Origin of the sequence: Brevibacillus sp. Leaf182 (assembly GCF_001423865.2) — a bacterium.
GTDB lineage: Bacteria > Bacillota > Bacilli > Brevibacillales > Brevibacillaceae > Brevibacillus > Brevibacillus brevis_C.
The window spans coordinates 296,373-315,512 of record NZ_LMPN02000037.1 but is presented as its reverse complement, the minus strand read 5'-3'; the positions used below and the strand labels follow the sequence as shown (position 1 = coordinate 315,512).

Annotated in this window: 15 protein-coding genes; all 15 read left to right on the top strand. The window is 48.4% G+C overall.

Annotation, left to right across the window (positions count from 1 at the left end):
- The first annotated feature begins 84 nt into the window (after positions 1–84).
- Entirely contained in the window at positions 85–1,704 is a 1,620-nt protein-coding gene (locus tag ASG16_RS28495) for an ABC transporter substrate-binding protein (protein WP_056487695.1), read from the top strand.
- Positions 1,705–1,731: 27 nt separating this feature from the next.
- Positions 1,732–3,180: a serine hydrolase domain-containing protein gene (locus ASG16_RS28490; protein WP_056487692.1), complete on the top strand. Its 1,449-nt coding sequence runs from the start codon at positions 1,732–1,734 to the stop codon at positions 3,178–3,180.
- The gene (locus tag ASG16_RS28485; protein WP_056487689.1) at positions 3,177–4,262 is read left to right on the top strand and encodes a serine hydrolase domain-containing protein; all 1,086 of its coding nucleotides are present in this window, start codon (positions 3,177–3,179) and stop codon (positions 4,260–4,262) included. Before ASG16_RS28490 ends, ASG16_RS28485 begins: the two co-directional genes overlap by 4 nt.
- 408 nt (positions 4,263–4,670) lie before the next feature.
- Positions 4,671–6,926 (top strand): ATP-binding cassette domain-containing protein, encoded by a 2,256-nt coding sequence (locus ASG16_RS28480; RefSeq protein WP_056487685.1) that lies wholly within the window; start codon positions 4,671–4,673, stop codon positions 6,924–6,926.
- Between the two features lie 246 nt (positions 6,927–7,172).
- The gene (locus tag ASG16_RS28475; RefSeq protein ID WP_056487683.1) at positions 7,173–7,835 is read left to right on the top strand and encodes a TetR/AcrR family transcriptional regulator; all 663 of its coding nucleotides are present in this window, start codon (positions 7,173–7,175) and stop codon (positions 7,833–7,835) included.
- Positions 7,822–8,706: an amidohydrolase family protein gene (locus ASG16_RS28470; protein ID WP_056487681.1), complete on the top strand. Its 885-nt coding sequence runs from the start codon at positions 7,822–7,824 to the stop codon at positions 8,704–8,706. Before ASG16_RS28475 ends, ASG16_RS28470 begins: the two co-directional genes overlap by 14 nt.
- Positions 8,693–9,463 (top strand): enoyl-CoA hydratase/isomerase family protein, encoded by a 771-nt coding sequence (locus tag ASG16_RS28465; protein WP_056487678.1) that lies wholly within the window; start codon positions 8,693–8,695, stop codon positions 9,461–9,463. The genes ASG16_RS28470 and ASG16_RS28465 overlap by 14 nt, the downstream gene beginning before the upstream one ends.
- Before the next feature lie 20 nt (positions 9,464–9,483).
- Entirely contained in the window at positions 9,484–11,055 is a 1,572-nt protein-coding gene (locus ASG16_RS28460) for an AMP-binding protein (RefSeq protein WP_056487674.1), read from the top strand.
- A gap of 25 nt (positions 11,056–11,080) precedes the next feature.
- Positions 11,081–12,160, top strand: coding sequence for a M42 family metallopeptidase (locus ASG16_RS28455; protein ID WP_056488507.1), 1,080 nt, complete (start codon positions 11,081–11,083; stop codon positions 12,158–12,160).
- 42 nt (positions 12,161–12,202) lie between these two features.
- The gene (locus ASG16_RS28450) at positions 12,203–13,846 is read left to right on the top strand and encodes an ABC transporter substrate-binding protein (RefSeq protein WP_056487671.1); all 1,644 of its coding nucleotides are present in this window, start codon (positions 12,203–12,205) and stop codon (positions 13,844–13,846) included.
- Positions 13,847–13,877: 31 nt separating this feature from the next.
- Positions 13,878–15,179 (top strand): serine hydrolase domain-containing protein, encoded by a 1,302-nt coding sequence (locus tag ASG16_RS28445; protein WP_056487668.1) that lies wholly within the window; start codon positions 13,878–13,880, stop codon positions 15,177–15,179.
- 35 nt (positions 15,180–15,214) lie between these two features.
- A complete protein-coding gene (nikB, locus tag ASG16_RS28440; protein WP_056487665.1) occupies positions 15,215–16,153 on the top strand; it encodes a nickel ABC transporter permease in 939 nt (312 codons plus the stop codon).
- Position 16,154: 1 nt separating this feature from the next.
- A complete protein-coding gene (locus tag ASG16_RS28435; protein WP_056487662.1) occupies positions 16,155–17,048 on the top strand; it encodes an ABC transporter permease in 894 nt (297 codons plus the stop codon).
- Between the two features lie 36 nt (positions 17,049–17,084).
- On the top strand, positions 17,085–18,080 hold the full coding sequence (locus ASG16_RS28430) for an ABC transporter ATP-binding protein (protein WP_056487660.1): 996 nt from the start codon (positions 17,085–17,087) through the stop codon (positions 18,078–18,080).
- Positions 18,077–19,060, top strand: coding sequence for an ABC transporter ATP-binding protein (locus ASG16_RS28425; RefSeq protein WP_056487656.1), 984 nt, complete (start codon positions 18,077–18,079; stop codon positions 19,058–19,060). The genes ASG16_RS28430 and ASG16_RS28425 overlap by 4 nt, the downstream gene beginning before the upstream one ends.
- The last annotated feature ends 80 nt before the right edge of the window (positions 19,061–19,140 follow it).

The following is a 19,140-nucleotide window of genomic DNA, read 5'->3' as shown; positions in this document are numbered from 1 at the left end:
TACAGCTTGCGAAGGAGGTGAAATCATCTGTCATCATCGGAAGCTCTTTCAAAAAGAAAAGGGTAGGAGGTGGTATGCTGACACATGAAGAAAAACAAGCGAAAAATGTACAGTGTCTTTTGGGCGGGATTTGTCACGCTATGTCTGCTCCTGGTGGTTGGTTGCAGCACGCAAACAACTGTGCCAGCCGAGCAACAGGAGAGTGCCAAACCAAAATCGGGCGGAACCATTACAGTAGCGTACCCTTATGAACCGGATACGTTAGATGCTCACTTGTCTGCTGGATCTGCTGGGGTCTATACCTGGTTGCTCGGTGGATCGCTGCTATATAAGGCTGCTGACTCAAACGAATACAAGCCCTCTCTGGCTAGTGACTATAAAATTTCTGAGGATGGCAAAACGTGGACCTTCACCATTCGTTCCGGGATTACCTTTCACGATGGAACACCGCTGACTGCCAAAAGTTTTAAGGAAACCTTCGATCGTGCTCTTAATCCGCAGACAAAAGCAAAAACAGCCGCTGAAGTAATGGCTCCAATAAAAAGTGTGAAAGCGTCAGACGATCAGACCCTCGTTCTGGAACTACACGAACCCAATGCTGCCTTCCTTGATTCGCTAGCGAATGATGTAACACAGCCGTTATCATTGAAAACAATTGAAAAGGCTGGGGAGGATTACGGCAGGAGTCCTGTGGGAGTAGGGCCGTGGAAGTTTGAGAGCTGGAATGCGGGCGAAGGTGTCACGTATGTTAGAAATGAAGCTTTTCAGTGGGGAGAACCATATTATGAAAATCAAGGTCCTCCAAGAGCTGACAAGCTTGTCATAAAAGCGATTGCTGACAGTCAACTCAGATTGTCAGCGCTAGAGAGTGGTGCTATCGATGTAGCAACGGAAATACCTGTGAAAGACGCGATCTATTATCGGAATAATCCGAAATATCAAGTGATAGAACGCTTACGTCCTGGATTGGGCTTATTGATGGAGATGAATTTGAAGAGACCACCGTTTCAAGATATTCAGGTGCGTAAAGCATTTCATATGCTCGTCAATAAAGAAGCTATTGTCCAGGCTGTTACGAAGGGAGAAGGCGAAGTAGCCCATACGCCATTATCTCCATCGACGCTAGGGTATGACAAATCCTTAGAAAAGTACGGGTACGCGTATAATGTGAACGAGGCCAAGAAATTGTTGGACGATGCTGGTTGGAAAGTAAATGGAAGTGGTGTGAGAGAAAAGGACGGAAAAACACTGAGTCTGAATTTACTCAGTACCGCAGATTTTGACAAAGAAGCCCAATTGCTCCAAGCCATGCTGGGAGAGGCGGGTATCAACATAATGATACAGAATCTAGAAATAGCAGGGTACATGCAGGAAGTCGTCAAAGGTAATTTTGATGTAACGTTGATATCGGGCGCCTATGATGATCCTGATATTTTATATTTTTATTTTCATTCCAGCGGTGCCTACAATCTGTCTGGTGTAAAAGATGACAAGCTGGACGCCCTCCTTTTGAAAGGGCGTACAACCATACAGACTAATGCCAGAAAGCAAGTGTATATGGATGTACAAAAGCAACTGATTGAGCAAGCGTATGTTGTCCCTCTCTATTATGAAAAGGCGTTTACTGTCATAAATTCTCGAGTAAAAGGAGTAAAGTGGACATCTGTCATGCCGACGTATAATGACAGCTGGATCGAGAACTAACTACATGTCAACAAAGGAGAGAAACGCATGCAAAATAACGAGTGGATTGATTCTTTTGAACAATATGCTCAAAACATGATAACAGAGGGTCAGGTTCCTGGTGTTTGTATGGGATTAGCAAAAGATGGTCAAATCTTCTATAGTAACGGATTTGGCTGCCGTGATGTGGAACGGCAGTTAGGAGTTACAATCGATACGGTATTTGGAATTGGCTCCATAACAAAATCCTTTACCTGTGTGGCGGTCATGCAATTACAAGAAGCGGGTAAGTTATCCGTGTATGACCCTGTTGTCAAATATTTGCCGGAATTTCGTCTGAAAAATCTTGATGTGGGGCAAATCACGATTCATCATTTTATGACGAATACGAGTGGAATTCCTCCCTTGCCAACGTTTTTTGCGAGTGTGATGCGAAGCTTGGAAGAAAATGAGGCAGAAGACCATCCATTACTGCAAAACCAGACAGATGATACGGTGCCAATCGATACGTACAAAGAGCTGATGCGTGTTATCGCTTCATTAGATGTAGAGCTTTTAGGGCCACCAGGTACAGAGTTCAGTTATTCTAATGATTGTTTTGCCTTGCTGGGAGCGATCATTGAACGCGTCAGCGGGAAGTCGTATGAGGCTTATGTCAAGGAGCATATCATAGACCCAATCGGGATGGAGCACACGAGCTTTTTTCTGGAAGAGCTGAATGGCTATGAGAATATTACAAAGCTGTATATCATGCGGGACAAAGGCGATCTCAAGGAAGTGGTCTCATCTCCGAATTGGTGGGATGCTCCCGCTTCCCGGGCGGCAGGATTTATAAAATCAACGGTGCGGGATATGTTGCGATATACGGACATGTTCTGCAAAGGTGGACTTACAGCAAGGGGAAATCGAATTCTGACACCGGAAAGTGTACAACAAATGATAACCCCTTACTTTCCGACTGACATGGCACCTGGTCAATTTTACGGGTACGGATTGGTAATCACTTCTGACTACTTTGGAAAAAAGTTAGTGGAACATAGTGGTGGGATTAAAGGGGTAACGGCTCAAATGTGCTTCTTTCCCGAAACAGGATTGGCCGGAGTGGCACTGTCCAATCTAGAAATGTCACCGGTTTTGGCTGTTATGTTGGGTGCGTTAAATAGTCTGGAAAACCGCCCTCCAAAATCCTCTCATCTGGTTAGCAAGATTGATTTCCTAGCAGAGGAAGCTATGAAACCATTCGTGGGGGATTATCACTCGAGCGAGTTTGGGACATTGCCGATCCGATTGGAAAATGGTCAACTGGTGCTCTCTTTTTTGGGAGAAAACTACGTAATGAGACCATTTGCTGAAGATCTCTTTGTAGTCCGGGCTTTTGGAACAGATTTCTCTGCACGGTTTATCAGATTGGGAAATAATGAAATTGTTCGAATGGCTTTTGCTGGAAGACAATTTACTATTCAAGATAAAAAAACGAGTGGGGGAAACGAAAAATGACCCAGCGAGCCAAGGTAAGTGATGCGAGATGCCGCCAGCTTGATGAGCTTTTTTCTACGATTGCCGAACAAAACAATTGGAGCGGCAACATCTTGATTTTGGAAGAGGGGAAACCTTTTTATCAAAATTCCTTAGGAATGGCCAATCTGGAGACGGCTGAGAGATTGTCACCGCATTCGGTATTTGAACTCGCATCGGTTTCCAAGGCGTTTACAGCAATGGGCATCATGATCTTGCAAGAGCAAGGCAAGCTCGACTATACGGATAAGGTTGACAACTTCTTTCCAGATTTCCCTTATGCTGATATTACTGTAGAAAATCTACTTGTGCACACATCCGGTTTGCCAGATTACATGGAATTGTTTTCGCAATCTTGGGACAAAAAACAAATAGCTACGAATCAAGACATACTCGAACAGCTAATCAAGCATCGACCCGACGCGTTGTTTCAACCCAATGAAAAGTATGAGTACAGTAATACTGGCTACGCTTTATTGGCTTCTATTGTAGAACACGTAGCTGATACACCATTTGCTGATTTCTTGCAGCAACACATTTTTCAACCACTAGGTATGCAGCACACGAAGGTGTACAACCGAAGATATTCTCCTGAGTTGACTCAGCATTACGCCTATGGATACGTGTATTCTCCTCAATCTGAAGCATTCGTGTTACCGGATGAATCAAGTGAGCATGATTTTGTCATTTATCTGGATGGCATTCAGGGAGACGGCGCGGTCAGTTCAACACTGGATGACTTGCGTATATGGGACAGAGCTCTTTACACGGAAAAGCTGGTCAAAAAAGAGACACTAGAGAGAGCGTTTTCCCCAGTGCAGCTCACTGACAACAGTCTATCTGATTATGGATATGGCTGGCGGCTGCGTGAAGATCAGGTGACAGGAAAAGTCGTGCATCACGGGGGAAGCTGGCCGGGGTATCGAAGCTGGATACGACGATACATTTATACCGATAAAACGATCATTTATCTCACTAACGTGGATCAGGAACGTGAGTGGACGGAAAAAGTAGTAGAGGCAGTCGAGAATATTTTATTCGAACAGCCGTATGTCATGCCGTAGCCATATAAAAAGAGGAGCCGCCATCTACGGTTCCTCTTTTTTCGTCCTACACAAGCATTTTTTTCACCAACTGTGTCCGGTTGCTGACATCCATCTTTTCAAAAATCAATGCTTTTTTACTGTGAGTTCGCTCAAATACAAGCGGGCAGCGATAGGGTGGCAAATTCGGCCATATCAAATCCCAAACTTTCATGGGCGGCTTTGAAAAAAGGAAATGGTGTGGGTGAACACAACAAAAATTGGGTTGGATGGTGGGTGCTTTGGGGAAAGTGACGGCTGTTCATTGGAAATAATAGGTAGGGGGATGAGGGGGTTGGAACAATAACCGCATTCGGTACGAAAGATCTCCTTTTGAATGGTACAATGTAAATATAAGTAGAAATGAATACTTTCGGAAGGATGATGGGCATGAGCGAATCTAATCAGGAGTATATCGTTATCTCCGGTGCGAGGGAAAACAATCTCAAGAACGTTTCCTTGCGCATTCCCAAGCGGAAGATTACGATCTTCACCGGTGTATCTGGATCGGGAAAGTCATCGATCGTCTTCGATACGATCGCCGCAGAATCCACGCGATTGCTGAATGAGAACTTTAGCATGTTCGTGCGCAATTTCCTGCCACGCTATCCGCAGCCGGATACGGACGCGATCGAGAACCTGAGCATGGCGGTTATCGTGGACCAGAAGCGGCTGGGCGGTGGTTCCCATTCCACAATGGGCACGATTACTGATATCTCTCCCATACTCCGTCTTCTCTTCTCCCGAGTGGGTCAGCCCTATGTTGGACAAGCGCATATGTTCTCATTTAACGATCCACAAGGTATGTGTCCCGAATGCAACGGGCTCGGTCGCAAATTAGGCGTCGACATCAACAAGGCTGTTGACATGTCCAAGTCGTTGAATGAAGGGGCAATCATGCTGCCGGACTATAAGGTAGAAAGCTGGGATTGGACGATCATCGTGCAGTCGGGTTCCTTCGATCCAGACAAGAAGCTGAACGATTATTCGGAAGAGGAACTGGAGCAGTTGCTCTATGGCAAGGCGAAGAAAGTGAAGATGGATTTTGCAGGGAAGGCAACGAATATTACAGTGGAAGGCGTCATTGAGAAGTTCACCAACAAATACATCAAGCAGGATGTAAAGACGAAGTCAGAACGTACACAAAAAGCTGTTGCGCCTTTCATCTCAGAGGGTCCCTGCCCAAGCTGCCGCGGAGCAAGACTTAGTCAAGCCGCACTTAACTGCAAGATCAATGGCCTCAACATTGCGGAGATGTCCTCCATGGAGGTCGGTCGGCTCATCCGCGTCATTCAGGAGATTGACGATTCGGTTGCCGCACCGATGGTCAAGTCGCTGACGGAGCGGTTACAACATCTGGTGGATATCGGACTGGACTACTTGACGCTGGACCGTGAGACGGATACCTTGTCAGGCGGTGAGTCGCAGCGCGTCAAGATGGTGAAGCACCTGAGCGGCAGTCTGGTGGATGTTACTTACATTTTTGATGAACCCAGCGTTGGCTTGCACCCCCGTGATGTACACCGGTTAAATGAATTGCTGCAGAAGCTGCGCGACAAAGGCAATACCGTCATTGTCGTTGAGCATGATCCTGATGTGATCAAGGTGGCAGATCATATCGTCGATGTCGGGCCTCACGCCGGCAGCCACGGCGGTACCATCGTGTATGAAGGCAGCTTCCAAGGCCTGCTGGAGTCTGGGACACTGACAGGCACCCACATGAAGCGGCCGGTCCAACTGAAGCAAGATTCCAGGAAGCCGTCCGGCAAACTGTCCATCGCGGATGCCACACTCCACAACCTGCGGAACGTGAGTGTAGATATTCCAACAGGAGTCCTGACCGTAGTTACGGGTGTCGCAGGCTCAGGCAAGAGTACGCTGATTAACGAAGTATTCCTCAGCAAACATCCGGATGCGATCGTCATCGACCAGTCGGCGGTAGGAGTGTCAACACGCTCGAATCCCGCGACCTACACAGGGATTATGGATGATGTGCGCAAGGCTTTTGCTTCCGTGAACAAGGTCAACCAAGGCTTGTTCAGCTTCAACTCCAAGGGGGCTTGCGAGAATTGCCAAGGTCTAGGTGTTGTGTATACAGACCTTGCATTCCTTGAAAGCGTCAAGCTGCCGTGCGAAGTTTGTGGAGGTAGACGGTTCAAGGAAGAGGTGCTCGCATACAAACTAAACGGCAAATCAATTGCAGAAGTGCTGGAGATGACTGTGGAGCACGCATTGGAATTTTTTGAGCAAAAAGAGGTTGTACGCAAGCTCCAGGCGATGAGTGATGTGGGTCTGAACTATATTACACTCGGCCAACCGCTCAGCACGCTCTCGGGCGGGGAATGCCAACGCATCAAGCTGGCAAGCGAGCTGCACAAGAAAGGGAGCATCTACGTGATGGACGAGCCGACGACTGGTCTACATATGTCAGATATCGGTCACCTTCTGGAGATCATGAACCGACTCGTGGATGCAGGCAATACAGTAATTGTCATCGAGCACAACCTCGATGTGATCAGCCAAGCGGATTGGATTATCGATATGGGACCGGATGGAGGCAGCAACGGCGGTCAGGTGGTCTTCGAGGGCACACCTCCGCAGATCATCCGTGCGGAGCAGTCGATCACGGGAAGATACTTGAAGTAAGGCAACATAACGAATTCAGATCTCCTCATGGGAAACCGGAGGAGATTTTTGTCATGTCCAAATTAATGTCAGAAAATAAAAAATAATCTTGACATTAAAACGGGTGATTAGTAAAGTGGTGATTACAAGCAACCTATCGATCGATCGATCGACAAAATCCAAAAACAGATGATGTAACCGCCACAAGTAACTGGACATGAGAGACTCTCGTTTCCTGCAATCATCAGTAGAAAGGAGCGCGCTTTTTTGACGAAAGAAAAAATATTTCAAGCAGCATTACGGCTATTCGCAAGAAAAGGTTTTGAAGCAACCAGCATACGTGATATCGCTCTAGAAGCAGAGGTAACCTCCTCCACCCTCTATCATTACATGAAAACCAAAGAGGATCTGCTCGTTGCCATCATGCAAGAAGGGTTACAGACCCTTCTTGGAAATGCAAAGGAAGTACTCGCTGAGCTTGAAGCGCCCGAACAGCAATTGGCAGTGTTTGTACAGCTTCATGTTACCAGCCATGCCATTGACAAGCTAACAGCGCTAGTAGTAGATACCGAGTTCCGTGCGCTCACAGGAAATACTCGCGTAGAAATTGCCAGGTTGCGCAGTGAATATGAGCTGCTCTTGCAGCGTATTTTAACGGGCGGATTAGAGGGGGGAGTATTTACGATAGAAAATACCAAGCTTGCCGTCCTGGCTTTACTTCAAATGTGCACGGGTGTCGCCCATTGGTACTCGCCGGATGGCCCAAATTCTTTGGAAGAAATCAGCTTGAATTTTTCCGATATGGCGCTTGCGCTCGTTCAGGCCAAGCGAAACGGTCAGCAACTGACTGTCTCTGATTTGGATCTGCCCAAACCCGCTCGTTTTTTTATGAAACCATGGCTGGGGGCTGCTGCGCATGAACATTCTTGATGCCCGTGTCCGCTTGCCACAGCAGTTCCGTGAGGCACGCATAGGTGAAATGCGAGATGAGTACGTCGCTCAATATGATGCGGTATTACAAGTAAGATCGACTATCGCGAAAACGCTCGACGATTTGATTCAAGAAATGAAAGAATCAGGAGTAGACCACGCCATTATGCATGCAGAATACGAATTCGGCGAGGATGGGGATATGCTGAATGAAGCATTGGCAAAAGTCATATCCGCTCACACCGAGCTCTTCTCAGGATTCGGTACGATTTCAATGGAGCATTTCAGACCGATGCGCGCTGTCCAACAAGTGAGCCGCATCAGAGAGTTGGGCTTTCTGGGAGTAAACATCCAGCCTGCATTTTTTGAGATGCCGATTGATGATCGCAAATTATATCCCGTCTACGCAAAGGCTGCCGAGTTAGGCTTGGCAGTTGCCATTCATACGGGAATTAATTATTCGATGATTCATCCCATCCGAAATGAACACCCACTGTTGCTGGATCAGGTCGCCTGTGATTTCCCAGAATTAACCTTGATCGCGTGTCATGGGGGGTGGCCCTGGGTGCCTGAAATGGTTGCCGTATTGCGCAAGCACCCCAATGTTCTGATGGATTTGGGAGGGCTTTCTCCAAGGTATTTGGGGGTGCAAGGAGCAGGGTGGGAGATGATGTACAGGTTAGCAAACAACCTCTTGCAAGATCAAATCCTCTTTGCAACAGACTGGCCTGTATTTCCTTTGAAACGCGCGATTGCAGAATGGAAGGAATTAAGCATAAAGCCCGAGGTGCTAGAGAAGGTGCTCGGTTCGAATGCAAAAGCATTGTTTTCCAAAATAAAGGCGGAGGTAAAAAAGAATGACAACACGTAAGGCGGTGGTAGAGTGTGAGATCCATCAAGAGATAGGCTGGATTCATCTGAATCGCCCCGAGCGGTTAAATGCAGTGATTCCACAATTGGTAGAGGAGCTGTATGGATCGCTCGATAAGCTGGAACGGGAAGGAGTAAGGGCAGCAATACTGGCTGGCCGCGGGAATGCTTTTTGTGCAGGACATGATTTGCGTCATGAAGAAAAGCCTGCAAATGAGGCTGAGCTCCGCCTTAATATACAGAAAATTCAGGATATAACACGGAAGATCCAGCGTGTTCCTTTCCCGGTGATCGCTGCGGTCCATGGCTATGCTCTAGGAGCAGGGTGTGAGTTTGCGCTCGGATGCGATTTGATCATCGCCGCTCAAGATGCCGAATTCGGCTTTCCGGAAGTGAGTGTGGGACTTAGTGTTACCGGAGGAATCTCGCATATCCTTCCCATCGCGATCGGACTGGTCAGGGCGAAAGAATTGCTGTTCTCGGGCGAAAGGTTCGGTGCATCGCAAGCACTGCAGCTAGGACTCATCAACAAGGTAGTGGATCATAAAGTGTTAGCTGAAGAAGCTGAGAAGTGGGCGAAGCGGTTAGCGGAGCTCCCGCAAGTAGCGCTTGCAAAAGCCAAATTTGCGCTAAATCGCGGGGCACAATGCGATCTGGAGGCAGCTTTTGAATTGGAGATCGAGCATGCGCTGGCAACCGTGCAAACGATCGAATCCAAGCAGGCGGCTGAAGGGTTCCGAAAAAAAGGATCGGTATAGAGAAGGAGGGCTGAAACCATTTGGACCTGCAAGAAATCAAGTCTTTGACGGCACGGGCGGCCAAACGATGGGGAGAAAAAATCGGGCTTGTTTTTGATGAATGGAATGAACAACTGTCATTTAAGCAGATAGAAGACCGTTCCAACCAGATTGCCAACATGCTCCAGGTGCTGGGCGTAGGCTATGGGGATCGGGTAGCCGTCATGCTGAGGAACCAACCGGAATTCCCGCTTACCTGGCTGGCGTTGGCAAAACTGGGCGCGACTATCGTGCCGATCAATGTAAATTACAAAGAGTACGATGCACAGTATATCCTCCACCACTCCGAAGCAATCGTTATCGTAACTTCACAGGAGTTTATATCCCTGCTACAGAAGATCAGACCTTCCTTACAAACCCTCAAAACAATCCTATCAGTAGACCAATCAGACGATCCCAATATTGTCGATTTCAGAACGATGTGTGAAACAGCGCCCACGACTCCAACAGCGCTTCCCGTTTTTCCTGAAACTTTAGTCAACATCCAATATACATCCGGCACGACAGGCTTACCCAAGGGGTGTATGCTTTCCCATGAATATTGGCTCACCATAGCCAAAAAGATGGTCGAGCAGCATCCCCATTTGACCAATTCCGATGTACTGTTAACGGCGCAGCCCTTTTACTATATGGACCCACAATGGAATTTGCTGGGTACGATCGCCGTGGGGGCAAAGCTTGTGGTTCTCGATCGATTTCATCCCTCTACATTTTGGCAGAAGGTACGGCAATATGGCGTTACCTTTTTCTACTGCCTGGGGATCATGCCCACGCTAATGGTCAAAGCACCACGCTCGCCATTAGACAGGGAAAATAACGTACGTACCATCCTTTGCTCGGCCATTCCCCCGCATCTGCACCGCGAGTTGGAAGAGCGATGGGGAGCGCCATGGTATGAGGTTTTTGGCATGACAGAGACAGGTGGAGATATTTCGGTAAAACCACACGATCATGACCGATTACTCGGAACAGGCTGCATCGGAAAACCGGATAAAGACCGGACCGTCCGCATTGTTGATATTCACAACCGCCCCGTTTCGAGAGGCGAGGTTGGCGAGCTCCTCCTGCGGGGCTTGGGGATGATGGATGGCTACTATAAAGATCCTGATGCGACTTGCACTGCCTTTCAAGGCGGCTGGTTCCACACCGGAGATTTGGTGCGAATGGATGAAGACGGATATATCTATTATGTTGGCAGAAAAAAGGAGATGATTCGCCGGAGCGGGGAAAATATTTCGGCTGCTGAGGTTGAGGAAGTCATGAAAATGCATCCGGCCGTGCAATATGCTGCCTGCCTTCCGGTGAAAGACGAAATACGCGGAGAAGAAATCAAGGCATACGTGGTAGTGAAAGCGGGCCAAACGGTGCCTCCTCAAGAATTGATCTCTTATTGCACCGAGCATCTTGCTTACTATAAGGTTCCACGATATTGGGAATACCGCAGTGAATTGCCTCGTACCCCATCTGAGCGTATAGCCAAGCATGTACTGGCGAACGAAAAAGGAGATCTTCGCATCGGTTCCTATGACCGCATTGATGATAGGTGGAGATAACATGCAAATGGAGAGGAAGATATGGATGAATAGTTGGGTAAAAGTACTGAAAGAACTGACAGAGGCTTCCGGAGTTCCCGGACAAGAACAGGAAGTGCGAGAAATAATGCACACATGCTTGGAACCGCTTACAGAAGAAGTGTTCACAGATAATCTGGGAAGCATAATCGGGCGGAAAACAGGCCTAGCCAATGGACCCAAAATCATGATGATGGGCCATATGGATGAAGTGGGGTTCATGGTAACGCGTGTCATGAAGGATGGATTCATCGCCTTCCAGCCGCTTGGTGGCTGGTGGTCGCAGGTGATGCTGGCACAGCGCGTGAAAATTAAAACAGGCAAAGGGGATATTGTCGGCGTAATCGGGTCAAAACCGCCGCATCTGCTGTCTTCGGAAGAACGAAAGAAAGTGGTTGAGATCGAGCGGATGTTCATCGATATCGGAGCATCCAGTGCAGAACAGGCAAAGGAGCTGGGAATTCGCCCAGGTGATCCGATTGTGCCGATCTGTCCTTTCACGGTGATGGCGAATGACAAGATGTATATGGCAAAAGCGCTCGATAATCGCGGTGGTTGCCTGACAGCCATTGAAGTAATGAAACAGTTGCAAGAAACGGATCACCCCAACATCGTATTCAGCGGCGCTACTGCACAGGAAGAAGTGGGATGCCGCGGCGCATTCACGAGCACGTATATGGTGCAGCCAGATCTATTCATTGCATTGGAGACGGGGATAACGTTTGACACGCCGGGAAGCGCCGAAGCTCCTAATTTGCCTGATATCAAGTGCGGTGGCGGACCTACGATTGGTCTATTCGACGGCTCACTCGTGCCCAATCGGAAATTGCGGGATCTGTTATTTGATACGGCTGAAGAGGAAGGCATCCCGTATCAATATGCTGCTATTGAGGGTGCGGGTACGGACGCAGGAGCTGCTCATATGGTTGGCAAAGGGGCTCCATCCATCGTCATTGCAATCCCTGCGCGTTACATTCACAGTCACGCTTCGATTCTCCATCATGATGATGTGGAAAATACGGTGAAATTGCTGACGGCTCTCGTCAAAAAGCTGGATCAAAAAACGGTTGATTGGCTCAGATCGTAGGAGGCAAGGAAATATCCCATACAAGGGAGAGTGGTTTCATTCATGGGGATAAGAAAGCGGGAACCCGCCACGTTTGTGAGCATTGTCCTTTTCTGTTTCGTACTTTTGGCAAGCGTGGCCGGCTGCGGGACGCTTGCTACGAAACCAGATACTGATGACGGAAAAAACGATGCCAATCTATCTGAGAAAAAGGGCGGAACGATTACCGTTGCGATCGGCAGTGAGCCAGATACACTGGATGTCCACAAATCGACAGCGTTAAGCACGGAGGGGGTCGCACTCAATCTAGGAGGGGCTCTCCTTTACAGAGATCCCCAAACAAATGAGGTCAAGCCCCATCTGGCCGAATCGTACTCCCTTTCGGAAGATGGGAAGACCTGGACATTTCGCATTCGCCAAGGCGTTACCTTTCATGATGGGACTCTGCTTACTTCCCAGGCGTACAAGCGAACGTTTGAGCGAGCCATGTCTCCGGAAATCGCTCCGAAAGGCGTGGGGATGGTTCTTGGCATCATCAAATCGATCAAAACACCAGATGATCAGACCCTTATTTTGGAATTGAATGAACCGTCTGCCACTCTCCTCACCTATTTCACTTCCGCGAGCTGGATGCAGCCGCTCTCGGTGGACGCGGTACAAAAGTTTGGGGATCAATACGGAAGGAATCCGGTCGGCGTCGGTCCATGGAAGATGGAGAGCTGGAAATCTGGAGACTCTATCACGCTGATTCAAAATGATGCGTATCGCTGGGCTACGCCCTTCTTTAAAAATCAAGGACCACCGAGGCCGGACAAATTAGTTCTGAAATTGATTCGAAACCCGCAAACGGCTGTCGCTGCTTTGGAAAGCGGAACCATCGACATCGCTGATCTGCCTGCGAAAGACGCGAAGAAATTCAAGAACAACAATCGTTTTACGGTACTTGAGCAAACAAAGCGCGGCTTGGGGCTGTTTGTCGAGCTGAACTTGAATAACGAGATTTTACAAGATAAAAACGTGCGCAAAGCGTTGCAAATGGCTATAAAGAAAGAGGCTATCGTGCAGTCGCATCTGCAAGGTGAAGGAATTGTTGCAGATGGTCCGTTACCAGCAAATTTGTTCGGATACGATCAATCCATTGCCCAATATGCATACAAATACAACCCCGACGAAGCGGTGAAGCTCCTGGAAGAAGCCGGATGGAAACTGAATGCACAAGGGATAAGGGAGAAAGCAGGAAAACCGCTTCATCTCGAATTATTGAGTATGGAAGTATGGTCTCAACCTGCCCAGTTGATGCAAGGAATGTTCAAAGCGATTGGGGTAGACGTGAAAATCATTACGTTGGAAGGTAGCGCAGTCGACGAATTAACTGCTGCTGGCACATTTGGCTTGGCGCTGGATGGATACGTCGCTGATGACCCTGATATCTTGTTTCCGTTCATGCATTCCACTCAGATCGGTGGGATGAATCGTTCAGCCATCCATGACAAAACGATCGATTCCTTGCTGGAAAAGGGACAGGTGACGATGAAGAGCGATGATCGAGCAAAAATCTATGAAGATCTTCAGAAGCGCGCTGTGGAAGAAGCGTTTTGGATTCCTATTTACACGGAAAAACGGTTTGTCGTGGTAAACAACCGTGTTCAGGGGCTGATGCTTGATCCATCCGGATTGAAATTGTATCAGGACGTGTGGGTTAAGTAAGCGTGGAAACCAAAAACAAGGAGAACAGGTCATGAACAATCAGGAATGGATCGTGAGTTATGAGGAGTTTGTCCGAGAAACAATGTTGGGAAGCGAGGTGCCTGGAGCTGCAATTGGAGTGGCCAAAGACGGACAGCTCGTTTATGCCAAAGGCTTCGGCTATCGTGATGCCGAGCAAGGTCAGGTAGTGACAGTTGATACTTTGTTCGGAATCGCTTCGATTACGAAATCGTTCACCGCTATTGCAATCATGCAGCTACAGGAAGCGGGAAAACTGACGGTTGTCGATCCTGTTTCCCGCTTTTTGCCAGAGTTTCATGTAAAAACGGGAAGTGGAACGCAAGCAATCACCATTCACAACTTTCTAACCCATTCCTCCGGTTTGCCGCCATTATCTTGCGTCGATGAAGCACTCAAGCATGGGATAAACACCTATGAGGAATTGATGACCTATATGGCACAACTGGAATTTACTTTATTGGGCGCGCCAGGTACGGAGTTCAGTTATTCCAATGATTGCTATACGCTACTGGGAGCAATCGTTGAGCGGGCAAGCGGCAAGCCATATTCGACGTATGTGAAGGAGCATATTCTCCAACCAGCGGGAATGCAGCATAGTTGCTTTTCTTTGGTGGAGTTGCAGGAGTACGAGGATAGGACACCGCTATTTGAGACACCGCCGTTTCATTCATCCGGTGGATTAAAATCAACGCTCACCGACATGATGAGATACACCGAGCTGTTTCGAACGAAAGGTTTGATTGGGAAGGAACGGATTCTTCGCACGGAAAGTGTGCAGCAGATGACCACCCCTTATTTCCGATGCGAACATAACCAATATTACGGGTATGGTATAGCGATTACACCCAATTTCTACGGTGCTGTGATGCTGGGCCATAGCGGCAGAGAGAAAGGGATCCAAGCCTACATGAGCATCATTCCCGAGAACGGATTGGCTGCTGTGGCGCTCACCAATCTCAGCGGTTCGCCGGCTACCGCATTGGCACATGGCACGTTTCACTGTATCGAGAATCGTCCTTTGAAATCAACGCATGTCACGTATAAGGAATATGACCTCCCGACAGATCGTCTGCTTGAATATGCGGGCGAGTACGGCTCTTTGGAAGGGATTCAACTTCAGGTAAGCGTGGATGCTGGCACGTTGATCGTAACGGTCGATCATTCGGACTCATTCTCTTTAAAAGCGATCGACGAAGACGTTTTTCTCGCAAATGTTGAAGGGTCGGATCAAACCGTACGTTTTATACGAGACGGAAGTCAAACGGTCATTCGCTTGATGGGCTCCTATCGCCAAATTCCCAAGCGAGTTTAGCGATACGCATTCTGGAAGAGAGGAGGGAGCGAATCATGAAACAGTATTTGTTGAATCGAATGCTATCAGGAGTGATTGTCCTCCTCGGCATTTCCATCTTTTCGTTTGCGCTCGTTCATTTTATTCCGGGAGATCCGGTACGGATCATGTTAGGGGAAAAGGCTACAAAAGTACAAGTGGAACAGTTACGTGAACAAATGGGGCTAAATCAGCCCCTACCTCATCAGTACCTGACCTACATGGAAAGAGTCATCCAAGGAGATTTCGGGACTTCCTTACAAACAGAAAGACCTGTCATCGTGGAAATCATGGAACGGTTTCCGGCAACGGCCAAGCTAGCCTTCGCTGGGATTGGCATCGCGGTCGTGATTGGCTTAACGATGGGAATTATCGCTGCGAAATACAAAAATACGCTCTTGGACTTTATGCTGATGGCGGCAGCCTCGATCGGATTATCGCTGCCGAGCTTCTGGCTGGGGTTAATCGTCATCATGTTATTTTCCGTTCAATTAGGCTGGTTTCCAATCGCGGGTGGTACAGGATGGAAGGATCTTGTTTTGCCTGCTTGTACCTTGGGCGTTTTGTCTTCCGCGATGATCAGCCGACTGACGCGTTCAGGTATGGTCGAAGTGCTTTCCCATGATTACATTCGAACGGCACGGGCCAAGGGATTGAGGGAGTCGATCATCCTATTCCGACACGCCTTGTGCAATGTCATGATTCCTGTTGTTACGGTGGTAGGCTTGCAAATCGCGACTCTGCTGGGCGGGGCGGTTATCATCGAACAAGTCTTCAACTGGCCTGGGATCGGCACATTGGCTATCCGTGCGATTTCATCCCGTGATTTTCCAATGATTCAGGGCATTGTGTTGCTTATGGGCTTCGTCTATGTCGTGGTAAATATGTTGGTCGACCTCCTCTATGGTTTGATTGATCCGCGTGTCGACCTCATTACGGAAAAGGAGGGGCGGTAACTTGAATGAGGGGAGCAAAATCGTCGCAGATGGGGCGATGCATGCCAAATTCCCGATTTTTCCTAAGCTTGCCTTTTGGGGAAAAATCAAGAAACAGCGAGCAGCAAAACTAAGCTTGATAGTGCTTTTACTCATTTCTGTGATCGGAATCGTCGGACCTTGGATTGCTCCTTATGACCCTACTGAAAGTAACTACGAAGCCTTTTTGCAAGGCCCGTCTGCCAAGCATGTTCTCGGAACGGATGCGATCGGCCGCGATTTGTTTTCCCGTATTTTATACGGAACACGCGTTACGCTTGTGGTTGCTGTCATGGCGGTCGGCATCACAGTAGCGGCAGGAACGGTGATTGGTGTTATCAGTGCGTATGTGGGAGGATTCATTGATCACCTGCTCATGCGGATGATGGATATTTTGCTCGCCTTGCCGGGGATCATTTTGGCCTTGGCCATTGTCGCGGCGCTTGGACCGAGTCAAACCAATGCGATGATCGCAATCGGCATTTCTTCGATTCCGAGCTTTGCGCGTCTGATCAGGGCAGCGACGCTCGTCATCATGTCGTCTGGATATGTGGAAGCCAGCAGATCGATCGGGACGCCGAGCTGGTGGATCATTCTCTTCCAGGTTCTCCCGAATATTACGAATGTATTGTTCGTTTACATGACATTGTTCGTCGGGGGTGCGATTCTCGATACGGCTGCATTGGGCTTTATCGGCTTGGGCGCGCAGCCGCCGACTCCCGAGTGGGGGACCATGTTGAATGAAGGAAAAGATTATTTGTCCGATGCCTGGTGGCTTGCGACATACCCGGGATTGGCCATCACCATTGTCGTGTTGGCAGTAAACCGGCTGGGAGATGCCTTGCGTGATATTTTTGATCCTCGTACGCAAAAGTAAATGGGCAATAAGAGGATTGGAGAGGGGACTCCATTTATGGACAATGTACTGGAAGTGACAAGGCTGACAACCCGGTTCTCGAAAGAGTCGGGTACGATTACCGTTGTTGATGAGCTTGATTTATATGTGAAAAAAGGGGAGACACTGGGAATTGTCGGAGAGTCGGGGTGTGGCAAGAGCGTCACTTCGCTCTCGCTCATGCGACTGTTGGACAATAATGCCACTTTGACTGGAAGCATTCGGTTCAACGGGAAAGAAGTACTTGCGCTGAGTGAAGCCGAGATGCGCAGTCTCAGAGGCAAGGAAATGGCAATGATTTTTCAGGAACCGATGCATTCGTTAAATCCGGTGTTGACGATCGGCCGACAAATCAGTGAGGTACTGCACGAGCATGAGGGTGAAAGCAAAGCGGCAGTAAAGCAACGGGTACTGGATTTGCTTTCCGTGGTGGGCATCTCCCGAGCGGAAGAGATTTACAGGGATTACCCGCACCGTTTGTCAGGAGGAATGAGGCAGCGGGTGATGATTGCCATGGCTATTGCATGCAATCCGTCATTACTGATCGCTGATGAACCAACGACCGCATTGGATGTGACCATTCAAGCGCAAATCTTGAATCTGATCAAAAAAATCAGAAGGGATATCGGCATGTCAGTGATCATGATTACGCATGATTTAGGGGTGATTGCTGAAGTGTGCGACCGCGTCATGGTGATGTATGCGGGACAAGCGATTGAAACAGCGGACGTACGGTCGTTGCTGCGCAATCCGAAGCACCCGTACACCGTAGGTTTGCTCCAATCGACACCAAGGCAACGCACAAAGAGACTACACAGTATAAAAGGCAGTGTGCCGACACCGGAAAACAAACCCAAAGGATGCCGGTTTGCTCCGCGATGCGATAGAGTGATGGCGATATGTTGGGAGCAGAATCCTGAGCTCCGTCCAGTGGATCAGTATTCTTCTTGTCGATGCTGGTTATTTACCCAAGACAAGAGGCATGTACAGGAAAGCTCGGTGGTAGGTGGATGACGACTCCTATCCTGGAAGTGAAAGGGCTCCGCAAGCTGTTTCGCATGAGAAAAGGGTGGCTTCAACAACCGCATTATGTTCATGCTCTAAACGGGATTGATGTGAGCGTCTATGAAGGAGAAACGCTGGGGATTGTCGGGGAGTCAGGCTGCGGAAAGTCTACATTGGGAAAATGTATTCTGCGTTTGCTGGAACCGGTCCAAGGCGAAATTCGTTTCCAAGGTAATAAAATAGGAAAAATGAACAAAAAAGAAATGCGTGCAGTAAGGCGAAATATGCAAATGGTTTTTCAAAATCCATTTGAAACATTAAACCCGAAACTAACGATCGGGCACATCTTGACGGAGCCGCTGATTTCGCACGGTATTCCCAGAGAGCAGCGACAAGCGCTCCTGGAAGAAACGATTGAGATTGTCGGCATGAGCAAGCAGCATCTATCTCGCTATCCTCACGAATTTTCCGGAGGGCAAAGACAACGAATTGGCATCGCCCGCGCCCTGATTCTTCGGCCAAAGCTGATTATCGCAGATGAGCCTGTCTCCGCACTGGATGTGTCGATTCAATCGCAAATCCTTAATTTGCTGCAGGATTTGCAAGAAGAATTTTCCTTGACCTATGTCTTCATTTCGCATGATTTGAGCGTAGTAGAGCACATTGCCGATAAAGTGGCGGTCATGTATTTAGGTGAAATCATCGAGTATGCTGAGAAAGAGAAGCTGTTTGGACGACCACTGCATCCCTATACACAAGCGTTGCTTTCAGCCAAGCCCATTACCGATCCTGACGATACGCGAGAGAAAATTGTGTTGTCGGGAGATCTCCCGTCTGCGTCTAATCCGCCGAAGGGATGTAAATTCCATCCTCGCTGCCGTTCCAGCATGGAAATATGCAAAGTCGAGTTGCCAAAGCTGTGTGAAATAGAAGGGCAATCGGTCGCTTGTCATCTCTATCAATCATTTCCCGCAATCGATCCTTCTTAAAGCAAGGTGACAGCTCCCCAGTCCATCCTGTGGAGCAGTCGCTTGTTTTGCACGGTACATCGGATAAAAAGGGGGAGCGA